Here is a 16079-nt window from a genome sequence, read left to right as displayed (position 1 = left end):
TGGTTGTTCGGCGTCCATTCCGCCGGGGTGCTGGCCGGTGCGACTTCCCGCGATGGGAGGATTTCCGTATGACGAAGACAATCCCCGAGGACCTGCTGGCGGCCGCTGAGGCGGCGACCGGTTTCATGCCCACTGACGAGGGGATGGCTCTCTTCGAGACCGCCCTGGAGTACGCGGATCGCGGCCCCGTCGTGGAGATCGGAACCTACTGCGGCAAGTCCACCGTGTTCCTTGGTGCCGCCGCCCGTGTGGGTGGGGCGAAGGTCATCACCGTGGACCACCACCGGGGCTCGGAGGAGCACCAGGAGGGCTGGGAGTACCACGACAGCTCCCTGATCGACCCGGTCACCGGGAAGTTCGACACCCTTCCGCACTTCCGGCACACGATCACGAAGGCGGGCCTGGACGACGAGGTCATCGCGATCACCGGGGCTTCCGTCGACGTCGCCGCGGTCTGGGGGACGGAGCTGGGCATGCTCTTCATCGACGGCGGGCACAGCGAGACCGCCGCCCAGAACGACTACGAGGGCTGGTCGCCGCACGTGGCCAGGGGCGGGGCGCTGGTGATCCACGACGTCTTCCCGAACCCCGAGGACGGGGGGCGGCCGCCCTACAACATCTACTGTCGGGCGCTGGACTCCGGACTGTTCCGCGAGGTGCGCGTCGTGGGCTCCATGCGGGTCCTGGAGCGCGTCTCCTGAGGCGGGACCGACCCGTCATTTGTGACGGAGGCCCTTGGAGTCGAATGCGCACGCTCCGTGATTGTTCCTGAGTATGGCAATATTGGTTGAGGAAAGTGAGTGAGCCAACATCCGGACATGGACACGCCTGACGAGGGTAAGCCTTCGGTAAGAAGTGACCGTGCGGTTACGGATTCGACCTTGACACGGTTACGTGCGGGTATCGTGGCTTCGAGGGTGGAGCGATGATGGTGATATTCCCCGAAATACCGCTTCAGCCCTGAATCGAACTGAACCGATCAGGGGCACTCGCGCGTCAAACACCAGGACGGCACGGTGCCGGACGTGATTTGCCTTGGGGGCGGGGAGCTGAGCAAGAGCACACACGGCGATGACGGGACGGACGGACAGCGTCCCGATTCGAACACGCCGGAGACGAACGACACCTCTGCTGAGGAGCTGTCCAGTCCTGCGACCCCCCAGGGTGATGATCTACCCACCAGTGGTGAGGATCAATCCGCGGGGGAGACTCCGGAATCGGGTACGGAGCCCAACGGCCAGCCCGAGCCGGAGTTCGTCGCGGGACCCATCGCATTCAAGACGAGCGGCACGTTCCTTCGTGACCGCGTGGCCATGACCCTCGCTGAACAGGGATTCGACGCCGAGGGATCGGACACCACCGGGGCGGCTGGGGCTTCCGGCGACGAGTCGGAGAGCACGCAGACGCCGGACGCCGAACGGGACGCCGAGGAGTCTCCCTCCGACGCCTCTCCTGGCGTCGAGACGCCGGTCAGCGGTTCAGCGGGGGAGCGTGACGAGGACTCCGCGAGCACGGCGGCCACCGAGGACGCCGAGCCGGAGGAGAGCCGAACCGAGCAGATCCCGGTTCTGGGAACCGTGGAGACCGCGGGGTCCGAGGACCCCGCGGACCCGCCGGTGGTGGCCTCGGCCGCCACCGGAACCGGGCCCGCGTCCGAGCCGGAGGAGGGCTCGGGGACGCGGACCGACACGGACACGGAGGCCGACGAGGCGCGTACCGAGGCCATGCCCGCGCCCGCCGCGGGAGCGGTGGCCTTCGCCGCCCCGCCGCCGGAGAAGGACGCCAACGCGGGGGACGGCAGCGGAAGCACGTCGGCTGAGAGCGCCTCCTCCGAGAGCACTCCCGCTGAGAGCGCCGCCCCAGGCGACCCGGCGGATGACGCCGCCCTGTGGCCGACGCCCCGACGGCTGTCCGACTACGTGTCGGACCAGCCCGGGTCCGAGGGGCCGTCCGCCACCCCCGGTGGCGCGGAGAGCGGTGCGGCCGCCGGAGCTGGTGCCGTCGGAGCCGCTGCTGCCACTGGAGCTGGAGCCGCCGGAGCTGGAGCCGCCGGAGCTGGTGCCGGCGGTGCCGGAACCCCGGGCGGTCCCGGTGGCCCGACCGACAGCGCCGAGGGTCCGGGTGACGGGTCCGGGAAGAACAAGAAGAAGAAGGCCAAGAAGCCGCTCTGGCTGCGCATTCTGTTGGGCTTCCTCGCCGTGACCGGTCTGGGGCTCATCCTGGCCTGCGGCGTCTTCACGTTCTTCTACGTGACCGTCGAGGTCCCGGACGCGGCCAAGGCCGACGCGGTGGAGCAGGGTTCGACCTTCTACTTCGCGGACGGCGAGACCGAGTTCGCCTATCGGGGCACCGACCGTGACGTCATCAGCTACGAGGAGATGACGGCTGGCGGCGACCACGTCGTCGAGGCGGTCATCTCCGCCGAGGACCGTGGTTTCTGGACCGAGCCGGGTGTCTCGATCAGCGGCACCATGCGCGCGGTGTGGTCCACCATCACAGGCGAACAGGTGCAGGGCGGTTCGACTGTCACCCAGCAGATGGTGCGCAACTACTACGAGGGCGTCTCCCTGGAACAGACCGTGTCCCGCAAGGTCCAGGAGATCATCATCTCCATCAAGGTGGACCGGAGCGAGGACAAGGAGTGGGTGATGGAGCAGTACCTCAACACCATCTACTTCGGTCGCACCTCCTACGGCGTCCAGGCGGCCTCGCAGGCGTACTACCACAAGGACGTCGACGAGCTCACCGCCGAGGAGGCGGCCTTCCTGGCCGCCGCGATCCAGCAGCCGACCCGGTTCGGCCAGGCGGACGTGGAGACCACGCCCGACATGGAGAACCGCTGGCAGTACGTGGTCAACGGCATGGTCACCACCGGAGCGATCACCCAGGCCGAGGCGGACGCCATGGAGTTCCCGGCGCCCGAGCCGGAGAAGACCACGGAGGACCTCAGCGGCTACCGCGGGTACATGCTCCAGGAGGCCATGAGCGAGCTGTCGGACCTCGGTTACAGCGAGGACCACATCAACCGCCAGGGCTTCAAGATCGTCACCACCTTCGACAAGGACATGATGGACGCCGCCTACGAGTCGGTGGAGGAGATGGTCGCCCCGGACAGCCTTCCCGAGGGCGTCAACATCGGCCTGACCACCATCGACCCGAAGACCGGCGAGGTGCTGGCCTTCTACGGCGGGCACGACTACCACCTCAACCAGTACGACAGCTCGTTCCTGGGCGCCGCGCAGGCGGGTTCCGCGTTCAAGCCCTACGTGCTGGCCACGGCGTTGGAACAGGGCTACGGCCTCAACTCCACGGTGGACGGTCGCGGGCCGAGGGACATCCACGGCTCCCGCGTGCAGAACGCGAACAACGCCTCCGGTGGTGTCATGACGCTCACCCAGGCCACCACGGTGTCCAACAACCTCGGTTTCGTGGAGCTGGCCCAGGAGGTCGGATTCGAGGAGGTCAGGCAGACCGCCTACGACGTGGGCCTGCCGGACGGGAGCATCGACGACAACCAGCTGGTGCCGGTCATGCCGCTGGGCGCGACGAGCGTCCGCTCGGTCGACCAGGCGAGCGGCTACGCGACCTTCGCCAACGGTGGCGTGCACATGGAGGCGCACGTCATCAAGGAGATCGTCAACCAGGAGGGTGACAACGAGCGGCCGGAGATCGAGGGCAAGAAGGCCCTGGAGGCCTCGACCGCCTCCGACGTCACCTACGCCCTGGAGCAGGCGGTCAGTTCCGGAACCGGTACCGCTGCGCAGCTCTGGGACCACCCGGTGGCGGGCAAGACCGGTACCACCAACGGCAGCGTGGCGGCCTGGTTCGTCGGGTACACCCCGCAGCTGTCCACGGCGGTCGGCGTCTACAGCGGGAACAACGAGAGCTTCCAGATCCCGGGGCACAACATCTCCGGTGGCGGCCTGCCCGCCCAGATGTGGAAGTCGTACATGAACCGCGCCATGGAGGGGTACGAGCGCGCCTCGTTCCCCGGGCCCGAGTTCGGTGGCACCACGGAGAACTGGGCGCCCGAACCGGCGACCCAGGAGCCGCAGCAGCCGGAGGCGCCTGAGGGCGGCGAGCCGGAGGTCCCGGAGGTCCCGGAGACGCCCGAGGTGCCGACCGACCCCGAGCCGGAGGTCCCGGAGGTCCCGACCTTCCCGGAGAACCCGGAGGGGCCGGATGAACCGGAGGAGCCGGGGAATCCCGGGATTCCGCCGGGCCGGGGCGAGGAGAACGGCCAGTAAACGAAGGAGGGCCCCGCGGGGCCCTCCTCGTGTGTTCAGGCCCCGGTGTGCAGGAAGACCTGTGAACCCGGTGTGGTGCGGGTGAGCGCGTCCACCGCCAGGATCACCGCCGCCGAGGTCCAGGTGCTGCGCTCCACCGGCCAGCGGACCTGTTCCGCGAACTGGTAGCCGGTCCAGTACACGCCGTCGTCGGCGTCGCGCAGGTGCTGGACGTCCCGCAGGACGCGCACGCCCGTGTCGACCTCGCCCATCGCGGCCAGCGCCATGACCAGTTCGGAGGACTCCGCCGCCGTCACCCAGGGCTGGTCGCTCACGCAGCGCACGCCCAGACCGGGCATGACGAAGGTGTCCCAGCGCTCCGCGATCCGCTCCTTGGCGGCCTCGTCCCGCAGCACGCCGCCGAGGATCGGGTAGAACCAGTCCATCGAGAACCGGGAGCGGTCCGAGAACAGGCCCTCGTCGTGGATGATGAGCTCGGCCAACCGGTCGGCAGCCTTGGACCACTCCGGCCGTTCGCGGCCCAACCGCGCCCCCAGGGCGGCCCCGCAGCGCAGGGCGTGGTGCACGCTCGCGCACACGGTGAGCAGCGCGTGGTCGCCGGGGGACCCGTCCTCGGAACGGGCCCACAGGATCTCCCCGTGCTCGCCGCGCAGACCCAGGACGAACTCCAGCCCGCTCTCCACCACGGGCCACATCCGCTCAGCGAAGGACGCGTCTCCCGTGGTCAGCAGGTGGTGGAGGAGTCCCACCGCCGGGTAGGCGGCGTGGTTGGCCTCGCGCAGGGCGGTCACGGGACCGCCCTGGCGGTACTTCGCGTACCAGCCGCCGTCGGGGTGGCGGCTCCCGTCCAGCCACAGGTAGGCGCGGCGGGCCGCCTCGGCGTGCTCGGGGACGAGCACACCGGTGACGGTCAGCGCCATGGCGCACTCCACGTGGTCCCACACGTCGGCGTGGCCGCCCGGGAACCACGGGATCACCCCGTCGCCCTCCTGGGAGCGGGCGAGGTAGTCGGCGGACCGGTACAGCTGTTCGGCGCTGAGGACTCCGGGCAGGCGCAGGGCACCGGGGTCGGACGGTACGGGGGCCATCAGGCGGCCGCGTCGGTGTGCGGCTTGCGCACGTACACGATGACGCTCTTGCCGATGACCGGGTTGAGGAGGCGCTCGGCCACGCGGGTGACCTTGGGGGCCTGGAGCATGTCCCAGACCAGGAGGTCGTGGTAGGCCTTGGCGGCAGGGTGGTCGTTGTTGTCGGTGCCCACGGCGCACTTGATCCACCAGTACGGGGCGTGCAGGGCGTGCGCGTGGTGGTGCGGGCCGATCTCGAAGCCGGTGGCCTTGAGCTTGGCCTCCAGCTCGGCGCGGGTGTAGATGCGGATGTGGCCGCCCTCGTTGGTGTGGTACTCCTCCGAGAGGGCCCAGCAGATGCGCTCGGGCAGGAAGCTGGGCACGGTGACAGCCGCGATGCCGCCGGGCCTGAGGACCCGGTACAGCTCCTTCATGGCGGCGGTGTCGTGCGGCAGGTGCTCGAAGATCTCGGCGGCCACGACGCGGTCGAAGCTGTCGTCGTCGAAGGGCATGTCGAGGGCGTCGCCCTTGACGGTCTCGGCCTTGGCGGAGGAGGGGGCCTCACCCTCGTGGGCCATGGCCGCGAACATGGTCTCGACGTCGGCGAGGTCGCTCACGTTCTGGTCGAAGGCGACCACGTCGGCGCCACGGCGGTAGATCTCGAAGGCGTGGCGGCCGCCGCCGCAGCCGAGGTCGAGGACGCGGTGGCCCGAGCCGACGGGGAACAGGTTGAAGTCGACGGTGATCAGTGGAGGCTCCCTAGGGACGGTGCTGCGGGTCGTGCGTGGGGTCAGGCGCCGTTCGCGCGGGCGGCCCGCGCGGGTGCGGGCCGGGTGTCGTCGTCTCCGGTACCGGCGCTGGTCCCCTTGACGGCGTCGATGGTGGTGGCGTAGCGCTGGGCGGTCAGTTCGGCCACGGCCTTCCAGGTGAAGCGTTCCTGGACCCGGCGCCAGGCGGCTGCGCCCATGCGCTCGCGTTCGGCGGCGTCGTCGAACAGGGAGGCGAGTTCGGCGGCCAGGAGCTCGGGGTCGCCCGGGGGGATGAGTCGGCCGGCGTCACCGTCGGTGCCCACGACCTCGGGCAGGGCGCCCGCGTGACTGGCGACGAGGGGGGTACCGCAGGCCATGGCCTCCACGGCGGGCAGGGAGAAGCCCTCGTAGAAGGAGGGGACGACCGCCACCTCGGCGCTGGAGACGAGCTCTCCGAGCTCCTGGTCGTCGATGCCGCTGACGAACTCCACCCGGTCGCGCAGGCCGAGTTCGTCGACGAGCTGGTCGGTGGGGCCGCCGGGCTTCGGCTTGCTGACGATCCGCAGGCTGACGTCGCGCTCGGTGGCGAGCTTGGCGGCGGCGCGCAGGAGCACGCCGACCCCCTTGAGGGGGCTGTCGGCGCTGGCGGTACAGACGATGCGGCCGGGGACGCGTTCCACGTCGGGTCGCGGGTGGAAGTACCGGGTGTCCACGCCGAGCGGGGTGACCTCCATGGTGGCCGGGTCGACGCCGAACTCGCGGGCGATGTCGTCCGCCGAGGACCGGGACGGGACCAGGATCGGGTCGAGGCGGCGGGCCACCCTGGCCTGCATCCTCACGAATCCGTACCACCGGCGCTTGGAGAGCTTCTGGAGGCCCCGGGCCTCCTCGATCTCGATCCGGCGGTCCACGCTGATGGGGTGGTGGATGGTGGTGACCAGCGGCAGTCCGGCTGACCTGATGCCGAGCAGGCCCCAGCCGAGGGTCTGGTTGTCGTGGACGACGTCGAACTCCCCGAGCCGTCGGCGGAGCTCGCGGTTGGCGCGCAGGGAGTAGGTGAGGGGTTCGGGGAATCCGGCGGTCCACATGGTGGCGACCTCCAGGACGTCGATCCAGTCCCGCCACTCGCGCACGGGTGGCGCGACGAACGGGTTGGCGTCGTTGTAGAGGTCGAGGGAGGGGACCTTCTCCAGGGTGACGCCCTCGTCGAGGACGGGGTAGGGCTGCCCGGAGAGGACGGTGACCTCGTGACCGAGGGCGGCCAGTTCACGTGACAGGTGGCGGACGTAGACTCCCTGCCCGCCCACGTGCTGCTTGCTCCGGTACGACAGGAGGGCGACGCGCAGGGGGCGGTCGCCGGAGGGCCGTGGGGTCGGTCCCGTGCTGGTGCCCGACTGGGTCAAGAGTCCACCTCTTCGTTGGATCGCGTGCCCGGTCGCCACCGTTGGTGTCCCGGCCCTGGCCGGAGCCTCTGCGGGCGGCTGCTGGGATGCTGCGCGCCCCCATATGTTACTCGCGAGTTCACTCGGGGCCGGCGCCGGGCATCAGGTACAGGGGATCATATTCGGGGCGTGGTCCCCGGGATGACGCTGGCCCAGCGCGGGCGGTGCGCCGGGCCCTCACGGGCCACGAGGCCGCGCTCTTCCAGCAGGCGGAGGTGCGCGGCGGTCTCGGAGGCGGCCATGTGCCGGGCCAGGGGGCGCATGTCCGCCCAGGAGCGCCGCCACTCCAGTCGTGACGTGAGCTCCCACAGGGTGGTGGGGCCCTGCCCGACCAGTCGCACCATGAGCTCCAGCCGCTCCTCGTGGTGGTCGACGATCTCCCGGGCGCGCTCGGCCAACCCGGAGAAGCGCGTCTCGTGTGAGGGAAGACATAGGAGCCGGTCGGCGCCGGGCAGGCGCCCGATCCGGTTCTGGGAGGCGAGGAAGTCACCGAGGGGGTCGCCCTCGGCGGAGTCCAGCGGGAACTGGCCCACGTGCGGGGTGATGCGCGGCAGGACGTGGTCGCCGGTGAAGAGGAGGTCGCGTCCGGCCAGGTGCAGGCACAGGTGCCCGGGGGTGTGGCCGGGTGTCCACACGGCGCGCAGCTCCAGGCCGGGGACGTCGACGCGCTGGCCGTCGCCGAGCGAGGCGTCGGGCGGCGCGGGCGGTCGGAAGACGGTGGGGGAGGCGCGGAAGGCCTCGACGTCCTGTTCGGGGAAGCCCGCGCGGACCATCTGCTCGATCACGGAGGCGGCGCGTTCGTCGTCGGTGCGCCCCTCCTGGCGGCGCAGGACCTCGGCGTCGGCGGGGTGCATGGCGATCCAGGCGCCGGAGGCCTCGCGCAGGCGGCCGGTGAGCCCGGAGTGGTCGGCGTGGAAGTGGGTGACGACGGCGCCCCGGACCTCGTCCACCCGGTGTCCCGCCTGTCGGAGGCCGTCGACCAGGGCGTCCCAGGAGTCGTCGTGGTTCCAGCCGGTGTCGACGAGGACGGGGCCGCCGGGGGATTCGAGCGCGTAGACGTAGGTGAACCCGATGGGGTTGTGGGGGACCGGCACGGGGATGCTCCACAACCCCTCGCCCAGGTCCTCTACTGGGGGAACCTCGCGCATCCTGGCCCGACCTCTCCACTGGAAACCGAATCTGGTTCGATTCTAGGGAAGGGGTCCTCGGAGTGTGCGGGCGGCGGGTGCCTCCCGTGGCCGGTCTCGGTCCGGAGCTTTTCGGCCCGACAAAATAGAACATATTCTACAAAGGTCGGGGCGCCTTCCTGAAAGTTGCCGTCAAGCCCTCGTATTGCCTCTGCCACGTCGGGGAATGAGGCGAGGATCATGGGTTCCCGGCGCTGTGATCAAGGGAATTCGTTGGATAACGTGTTCTCGTGAGCCGGGTCGTCGGGCGGGGAGTCCACCCGGCGCGGCCGACCTCGGCGCCGTCGCGCGACGGCGACGTGCGGACCGAAGACGAATGGGAGAGACCCTGTGGCGGTGCAGGCACCGATCGGAACGATGACACGGACTCAGACCCAACGTCGTCGGCGCATCGTCCAGACCGCGGCCGCCCTGGCCGTGCGCGGGGGCGTGGAGGCGATGCAGATGCGTTCGGTCGCCGAACGCGCGGGGGTCGCCCTCGGCACGCTCTACCGCTACTTCCCCTCCAAGATGGACCTGGTCGTGGCCGTGGTCACCGAGGAGCTCGACCTCCTGGAAGGCGGCATCGTCCGCCGGCCGCCCACCGCGGACAGCCCCTCCGGGCGGGCGGTCGACGTCCTCCTCCGCGCCACGCGCGGCCTCATGCGCGAGCCCGAGCTGGCCGACGCCCTGGTGCGGTCCCTGATCATGGCCGAGGTCAAGATCGAGCTCGACGTGCGCATCAGCGACCTGGTGTGGCGGGTGGCCACCGGCAACCTGGAGGGCGCCCCCACCGCCGACGAGCCCCGGGGTGACGAGGCGGCCTCCGGCGTCGAGGTGGACCGCGACAGCACCGGGTACGTCCTGGTCGGCGCGCTCACCAGCGTCTGGATCTTCGAGCTCGTGGAGATCCTCAAGGGCCGCCGCGACATCGAGGAGGTCGAGGGGCGGCTCCAGACCGCTGCCAGCCGACTCCTCTCCTCCTTCTAGGGGGCGGGGCTAACGGGCTAGTCGGTCGGCTGGTCCGCCTCACTCTGGCCGCTGCCGAACAGCAGCCCCAGCAGGTCGCCGAGCAGGCCGGGGGAACCGTTCCCCGGAGCTCCGCCCCCGTCTCCGGGCGGCTCCTCCTCGTCCGCGTCCTCTCCGGGGTCGGGTTCCTGGGCCGGGGGGCCGGGTGCGCCGGGTGCCTCCTCCGGGACCTCGGGGGCGTCGCCGCGTTCGGGCGCCTCCTCACGCTCCTCCTCCGTCGACCCGCTCGGGCCGGTGCTGGGGTCGTCGCTCCCCGACACGTCCGCCCCGGGGCTCTCGGCGTCCGCGTCCCCGGTGACCGTGACCGAGGTCGGCTCTGACCCCGGCTTGCCGTCGGAGGCGGTGGAGGCCGCCTCCGCCTCGGACAGGCCCGGACGCTGCCCCGGCAGGACCGGGCCGGAGTCGATCACGGTGGTGGGGCCGCCCACCGAACTGGCCCACCACCACAGCCCCACCGCCACCGCCACGGTGGCCAGGCCCGAGATCGCGGGCAGCGGCCAGCGTCGGCGCCCGGTGTCGGTGACCTCGTCGAGCGGGTCGTGGTCGGGCGAGGGCAGCGGGGAGCGCGCGTCGTCGCGTACGGGGTGGTCGGCGGTGGTCAGCAGGTCGCGGGGCAGGGCACGGGGGAGCGGGACCTCGACGGGCCCGACCTCCTCGGGGTCCTCGACCACCGTCGCGCCCAGCGGGCGTGCGCGGTGGACCGGGTAGCCGTCCGTGGCGAGCGGCTGCATCGCCGAGGTGATCCGGGATCGCTCCTCGGCGGCGTCGGGTGAGGTACAGGTGTGCACGACCCGGTCGCGCAGACCGGGCGGGGCCCCCGGGGGGCGCAGCAGCGCCAGCGCCGAGGAGACCTGGTGCACCTGGGTCCGCCAGGTGCCGCTCGGGGTGTCCTCGTCGGGTTCGGGCGCGGGGAGCTCCTCCAGCCCCTCCGCCGCGCGGCGGATCGCGGACCGGGACAGTTCGCCGCAGATCCTCGGTTCCAGTCCCAGGACCCGGGAGACGGCCGAGGTGGACAGCGCGTGGCGCAGGTTGAGCTCGACCAGTTCCCGGTGGCTCGCCGGCAGGCGGGAGAACATGCGCGCGACCGGGGCCTCGTCGGGCACGGTGGCCAGCCGGGTGTAGGGGCAGGTGGGCGCGAAACCGCGCTGCTGGCAGGCGGTGCGGACGAGGGCGAAGAGCCAGGGGCCCCGGTCGGCGGGGTCGGTGAGCCTGGACTCCAGCCCGATCCCCGCGACGAAGGCCTCGTGGACGGCGTCGGTGACCGGGTCCTCGTCCGGGCGGTCTCCGTCGTCGGTGTACTGTTCGGGGTCGCCCAACAGGGACCACGCGTACCAGAAGAGCGGCTGCGCGAACGCGTCGTACAGCGCCTCGACGGTCTCCGCCTCCGGTACGCCTGTTTCGTTACCTCTGGTCACGATTCTCCCCCCGCTCCTGAGGTGACGCTAGCGAGGGGAGGCGTCTGGTGTGGGCGAATGGTTCAGCTGTGGCTGGAAGGTGAGACTTCTGTTACCGACCACGCGCGTGCGGCGCCACTCGCACGCGCGCCTCCGCGCACGACGCGTCGGCTACTCGCCGCCCCGTGAGGGCTGTCCGATGGCGACCATCCGCTCCACGGAGCGGCGGGCCCGCTCGGCGGTCCCGGGGTCCACCAGGATCTCGGTGGTGCCGTGGCGGAGCGAGTTCAGCAGCTTGTCGGCGTCGATCATCTTCATGTAGTGGCACTCGGCGCGCGAGTTGACCGCCTCGAACTCCGTGGTGGAGTTGGCGTTGCGCAGCTGGTGCAGCATGCCGGTCTCGGTGGCGATCAGCACCTTCTTGGCCGTGGTGTTCTCCGCGGCGCTCAGCATCCCGCCGGTGGAGAGGACCTTCACCCGCTCCTCGGGGACCGCTCCGCTGCCCACGAGGTAGAGGGCCGAGGTGGCGCAGCCGCACTCGGGGTGGACGTACACCTCGGCGTCGGGCTCGGAGGCGACCCGCTCACGCAGGGTGTGGCCGTCGATCCCGGCGTGCACGTGGCACTCGCCCATCCAGACGTGGATGTTCTCGCGGCCGGTGACCCGCTTGACGTGGGCGCCGAGGAACTGGTCCGGGAGGAACAGGATCTCCCGGTCCTCGGGGATGGACCGGATGACGTCGGCGGCGTTGGACGAGGTGCAGCAGATGTCGGTCTCGGCCTTGACCGCCGCCGTGGTGTTGACGTAGGCGACCACGACCGCGCCGGGGTGCTGGGCCTTCCACGCGCGCACGTCCTCGGCGGTGATCGTGTCCGCCAACGAGCACCCGGCGTTGGGGTCGGGGAGCAGAATGGTCTTCTCCGGCGCGAGGATCTTGGCGGTCTCGGCCATGAAGTGCACGCCGCAGAAGACGATGGTGCTGGCGTCCACGCTCGCGGCGAGCCGGGACAGTGCCAGGGAGTCGCCGGTGTGGTGGGCGACGTCCTGGATTTCCGGGCGCTGGTAGTTGTGCGCGAGGATGACAGCGTCGCGCTCCTCTGCCAGGCGGCGGACCTCGGTGGCCCACTCCTGCCTGGTCATGGTGTCCGCCGTCGCGGTGACCGATGCCATGTCCTACTACTTCCTTGGGGCTGTGGGCACGCCGTGCGGGCGCCGTGCCAGGGGAGATGCGTGCGGAGACCTAGTTTTTGTCTGTCAGGCACAAACCTGGTGAAGCTTAACATGGCGTGGAACGGAAGGGACAGGGTGGATATCCCGGAAGCAAACGGACAGGCCATGGTGGCCGACGCGGGCCCGACCGCGACGGCCGACCCCGATCGGAGGGGAGGGGCGGCGGTGCTCTCGGCGCACGAGGCGATCGCGGTCGTCCTCCAGATCCGCGCGGGAGAACTGTGCGTCCTGTTGTGGCGGCGCGCCCTGCCGCCCTGCGAGGGCGAGTGGGCGCTGCCCGGTGGTCGGCTCGGCGCCGACGAGAGCCTGGGCGCCTCGATCCGCCGACAGCTCGCCCAGAAGGTCGACGTCCGCGACGTCAGCCACATGGAGCAGCTGGAGACCCGCAGCGACCCCCACCGCGACCCCCAGCGCCGCACCCTGGCCACCGCCTACCTGGGTCTGGTCCCGGCGCACATCGACCCCGTGGTTCCGGCCGACACCGGCTGGCACCCCGCCGCCGACCTGCCGCCGATGGCCTTCGACCACGCCTCCATCGTCCGCTCCGGCCGCCGACGGCTGCGCTCCAAACTGAGCTACACCAACCTGGGCTTCGCCCTGGCCCCGCCGGAGTTCACGATGTCGGAGCTGTCGGCCCACTACCGGGCCGCCCTCGGGCACGACGTGGCCGCCACCAACCTGCGCCGGGTCCTCCTGCGGCGCGGGCAGATCGAGGAGACCGGCCGCTCCGTGCCCTCCGGTCGCTCCGGTGGCCGACCCGCCGCCCTCTTCCGCTTCCGCGCGCGGGAACTGGAGGTCACCGACGCCTTCGCCGTGCTGCGCCCGCCGGGCGCCTGAACCCGCCACGGCGCGGGCCCGAGCGGTGGCGGGCCGGGTCCGCGCCGGTACACGCCTTGTACACTCCCTAACCGTGGCAATTCGTACTGTGGTGTTCGACGTCGGCGAGACGCTCATCGACGAGACGCGGATCTTCGCGCGCTGGGCGGACCGGTTCGCCATCCCGCACATGGCGTTCTTCGGCACCATCGGCGCGGTGATCGGCTCCGGCGGCACGCTCACCGACGGTTTCCGGCTGCTCGTGCCCGGGTTCGACCTGGAGGCCGAGAGCGCCCGTTGGCGGGCCGAGGACCCGGAGGGCGTCCGTGAGCACTTCGACGAGCGCGACCTCTACCCGGACGTCCGCCCCGCCTTCAAGGCCATGAACCAGGCCGGGCTGTCCCTGGTCATCGCGGGCAACCAGCCTCCCGAGGCCGGACCCACCCTGGACGCCATGGGCCTGGGCGTCGACGGCATCGGCATCTCCGACGTGTGGGGCACCCAGAAACCGCAGCCGGAGTTCTTCGACCGCGTCCTGGAGCTGGCCGACCGCGGCCGTCCGGGCGTCACCGCCGAGGAGATCCTCTACGTCGGTGACCGCGTCGACAACGACGTCCTCCCCGCCCGCCGCGCCGGGATGGGCACCGCCCTGCTGCGCCGGGGCATCTACGGGTACCGGCACGCCGCCACCCCCGACGCCCGGCGGGCCGACGTGATCGTGGACGACCTTCACCAGCTCACCGACTGGATCGCCGCCCGGGGCTGAGCTCGACCGGAGCGAAGCGCGCGGGATCATACTCCTGTTCGAGTGGGGCGGCGTGTCGTCGTGTCCGTAACCTCCCGGCCTGGGGTACTCTTCCCGGCACGCCCAGGGACGGACCGGGGTCGCGGTCCGGTCACGGTGTCCGCTTCCACCCGTTTGAACCCCGGGCCCAGGGGAAGGCCGCGTATCCGCGTGGCTCCCCCGCGGAAATCCCACAGGCCCCCGAACGGAGACGACCCCGCGATGATCACATTCGAGGGCGCCGCCAAGACCTATCCGGACGGCACCGTCGCCGTCGCCAGTCTGGACCTGACAGTGGAGTCCGGCGGGACCACGGTCTTCGTCGGCCCCTCCGGCAGCGGCAAGACCACCTCACTGCGGATGATCAACCGCATGGTCGAGCCCACCGCCGGAACCATCCGCGTCGACGGCGCCGACATCCGCGAGCAGGACCCGGCCCAGCTGCGCCGCTCCATCGGCTACGTCATCCAGCAGGCGGGACTCTTCCCGCACCGCACCGTCCTGGACAACATCGCCACGGTGCCTCTGCTCCTCGGATGGCGACGCTCCAAGGCACGCGCGCGAGCGGCCGAACTCATGGAACTGGTCGGCCTCGAACCCGCCCAGGCCAGGCGCTACCCCCACCAGCTCTCGGGTGGACAGCAGCAGAGGGTCGGCGTCGCCCGCGCCCTCGCCGCCGACCCGCCGATCCTGCTCATGGACGAGCCCTTCAGCGCCGTCGACCCGGTCGTGCGCACCAGCCTCCAGGACGAGCTGATCCGCCTCCAGCAGGAGCTGCACAAGACCATCGTGTTCGTCACCCACGACATCGACGAGGCGGTACGCCTCGGCGACCGGATCGCGGTCTTCCGGCCCGGCGGCGAACTCGCCCAGTACGACACCCCGAAACGGCTGCTCGCCGAACCCGTGGACGCGTTCGTGGAGTCGTTCATCGGCTACGACCGGGGAGTGCGCCGCCTCTCCTTCTTCCCCGCCAGCGCGCTCTCCCCGCGTGAGGACGTGGTCTTCGACGACGAGGACCGGGTCGAACGCGCCAAGGACGTCGTCACCGGGGACGGCGAACCGTGGGCGCTCGTGGTGGACGCCGACCGCATGCCCCGGGGGTGGGTCAGCGCCGCGCAGCTCGACCGGGCCCCCACCGGTGTGCCGCTCGGCTCACTGGAGCTGGCCCCCTTCGGCCACACCTTCGACGTGGGCGCCGACTCCCTGCGCGCCGCCCTGGACGCCGCAGTGCTCTCCCCGGCGGGACGGGCCGTCGGCGTGGACGACGAGGGCCGCGTCGTCGGAGTGGTCTCCCAGGACGACCTGGGCGCCGCGATCTGGTCGGTGTCCGAGTGATCGCCGCCGACGGCGGGAACTGGGCCGTGGGTGCCTGGGAGTGGGCCGTCCGGGTCACCGACTGGGGCGTGACCAACTGGAGCTACCCGGGCGAACCCGACCGGGGGATCCTGCCCCGGCTCCTGGAGCACATGCGCCTCGCCTACCTGTCCATCCTCATCGGGCTGGCCGTCGCCGTGCCCCTGGGGCTGGCCTGCGCGCGCTGGCGCGGGCTCTACCCGCCGGTGCTCACCGGCGTGAACGTGCTCTACGCGGTGCCCTCCATCGCCCTGTTCTTCCTCATGCTGCCCTACACGGGGTTCAGCGACTGGACCGCGATCGTCCCGCTGTCCCTCTACACCCTGGTGATCCTGCTGCCCAACGTGGTGGACGGTCTGCGCCAGGTCCCCGACCACGTACGCCAGGCGGCGGTCGCGATCGGCTACGGACCGCTCCGGCGCCTGGTGACCGTGGAGATGCCGGTGGCGGTGCCGGTGATCATCGCCGGGCTGCGCGTGGCCTCGGTGGCCACCATCAGCATGGTCAGCGTCGCCTCCCTGGTGGGCCTGGGCGGACTGGGCCAGCTCATCCTCAGCGACGGGTTCCGCCGTCAGTTCGACGCGCCCATCGTGGTCGGCATCGTGCTGGTGGTGCTGCTGGCCTTCGTCACCGACGCCCTGCTGGTCATCGCCCAGTACCTGCTCACCCCCTGGACCCGGGGCAACGGGCGGCCGGGCTCCGGGCTCAGGGCCCGCACGCGCCGAGCCGCCGCCGTGCCCACACCGTCGACCACGGGCGCCGCCGCGCACCCGAGCCCAGCCACGGCGGGGGAGTGACC

13 protein-coding genes are annotated in these 16079 nt (G+C 71.2%); 7 read left to right on the top strand and 6 right to left on the bottom strand.

The annotated features are described in order from the left end of the window. Positions 1-68 precede the first annotated feature (68 nt). Both ACRWK8_RS05870 and ACRWK8_RS05865 read left to right on the top strand, forming a co-directional pair. A complete protein-coding gene (locus ACRWK8_RS05870; RefSeq protein ID WP_378737597.1) occupies positions 69-701 on the top strand; it encodes a class I SAM-dependent methyltransferase in 633 nt (210 codons plus the stop codon). Positions 702-1313: 612 nt separating this feature from the next. After that, positions 1314-4247, top strand: coding sequence for a transglycosylase domain-containing protein (locus tag ACRWK8_RS05865; RefSeq protein ID WP_431868789.1), 2934 nt, complete (start codon positions 1314-1316; stop codon positions 4245-4247). Between the two features lie 35 nt (positions 4248-4282). Here the strand turns inward: ACRWK8_RS05865 and ACRWK8_RS05860 are convergent, their stop codons facing one another. The 4 genes from ACRWK8_RS05860 to ACRWK8_RS05845 all read right to left on the bottom strand — a co-directional run bounded on the left by ACRWK8_RS05860 (position 4283) and on the right by ACRWK8_RS05845 (position 8653). After that, on the bottom strand, positions 4283-5335 hold the full coding sequence (locus tag ACRWK8_RS05860) for a prenyltransferase (RefSeq protein WP_378737593.1): 1053 nt from the start codon (positions 5333-5335) through the stop codon (positions 4283-4285). Further along, positions 5335-6063 carry a class I SAM-dependent methyltransferase gene (locus tag ACRWK8_RS05855; protein WP_431868800.1) on the bottom strand — a complete coding sequence of 243 codons (729 nt, stop codon included), beginning with the start codon at positions 6061-6063 and terminating at the stop codon, positions 5335-5337. The genes ACRWK8_RS05860 and ACRWK8_RS05855 overlap by 1 nt, the downstream gene beginning before the upstream one ends. A gap of 41 nt (positions 6064-6104) precedes the next feature. Continuing rightward, positions 6105-7466, bottom strand: a complete 1362-nt coding sequence (locus ACRWK8_RS05850; protein ID WP_378737591.1) for a glycosyltransferase family 4 protein — start codon at positions 7464-7466, stop codon at positions 6105-6107. Between the two features lie 155 nt (positions 7467-7621). Further along, positions 7622-8653: an MBL fold metallo-hydrolase gene (locus tag ACRWK8_RS05845; RefSeq protein ID WP_431868786.1), complete on the bottom strand. Its 1032-nt coding sequence runs from the start codon at positions 8651-8653 to the stop codon at positions 7622-7624. Between the two features lie 369 nt (positions 8654-9022). Here ACRWK8_RS05845 and ACRWK8_RS05840 point away from each other — a divergent pair, with 369 nt between their 5' ends. Beyond that, positions 9023-9661: a TetR family transcriptional regulator gene (locus tag ACRWK8_RS05840; RefSeq protein ID WP_378737587.1), complete on the top strand. Its 639-nt coding sequence runs from the start codon at positions 9023-9025 to the stop codon at positions 9659-9661. Between the two features lie 17 nt (positions 9662-9678). Here the strand turns inward: ACRWK8_RS05840 and ACRWK8_RS05835 are convergent, their stop codons facing one another. Together ACRWK8_RS05835 and nadA are read right to left on the bottom strand one after the other, a co-directional pair. Beyond that, positions 9679-11115, bottom strand: a complete 1437-nt coding sequence (locus ACRWK8_RS05835; RefSeq protein ID WP_431868784.1) for an RNA polymerase sigma factor — start codon at positions 11113-11115, stop codon at positions 9679-9681. 150 nt (positions 11116-11265) lie between these two features. Further along, positions 11266-12264 (bottom strand): quinolinate synthase NadA, encoded by a 999-nt coding sequence (nadA, locus tag ACRWK8_RS05830; RefSeq protein ID WP_378737583.1) that lies wholly within the window; start codon positions 12262-12264, stop codon positions 11266-11268. 165 nt (positions 12265-12429) lie between these two features. Between nadA and ACRWK8_RS05825 the strand changes: the two genes are divergently transcribed. The 4 genes from ACRWK8_RS05825 (at position 12430) to ACRWK8_RS05810 (ending at position 16077) form a co-directional block, all read left to right on the top strand. Next, on the top strand, positions 12430-13161 hold the full coding sequence (locus ACRWK8_RS05825; RefSeq protein WP_378737581.1) for an NUDIX hydrolase: 732 nt from the start codon (positions 12430-12432) through the stop codon (positions 13159-13161). Positions 13162-13249: 88 nt separating this feature from the next. Beyond that, on the top strand, positions 13250-13906 hold the full coding sequence (locus ACRWK8_RS05820) for an HAD family hydrolase (RefSeq protein ID WP_378737644.1): 657 nt from the start codon (positions 13250-13252) through the stop codon (positions 13904-13906). A 240-nt stretch (positions 13907-14146) separates the two neighbouring features. After that, the gene (locus ACRWK8_RS05815) at positions 14147-15262 is read left to right on the top strand and encodes an ABC transporter ATP-binding protein (protein ID WP_378737579.1); all 1116 of its coding nucleotides are present in this window, start codon (positions 14147-14149) and stop codon (positions 15260-15262) included. Next, positions 15259-16077 (top strand): ABC transporter permease, encoded by an 819-nt coding sequence (locus ACRWK8_RS05810; RefSeq protein ID WP_378737577.1) that lies wholly within the window; start codon positions 15259-15261, stop codon positions 16075-16077. The genes ACRWK8_RS05815 and ACRWK8_RS05810 overlap by 4 nt, the downstream gene beginning before the upstream one ends. The last annotated feature ends 2 nt before the right edge of the window (positions 16078-16079 follow it).

Source organism: Nocardiopsis eucommiae, assembly GCF_965344335.1.
GTDB lineage: Bacteria > Actinomycetota > Actinomycetes > Streptosporangiales > Streptosporangiaceae > Nocardiopsis > Nocardiopsis eucommiae.
The sequence above is the reverse complement of the archived record's forward strand: the minus strand, read 5'-3'. Positions and strand labels throughout refer to the sequence as shown.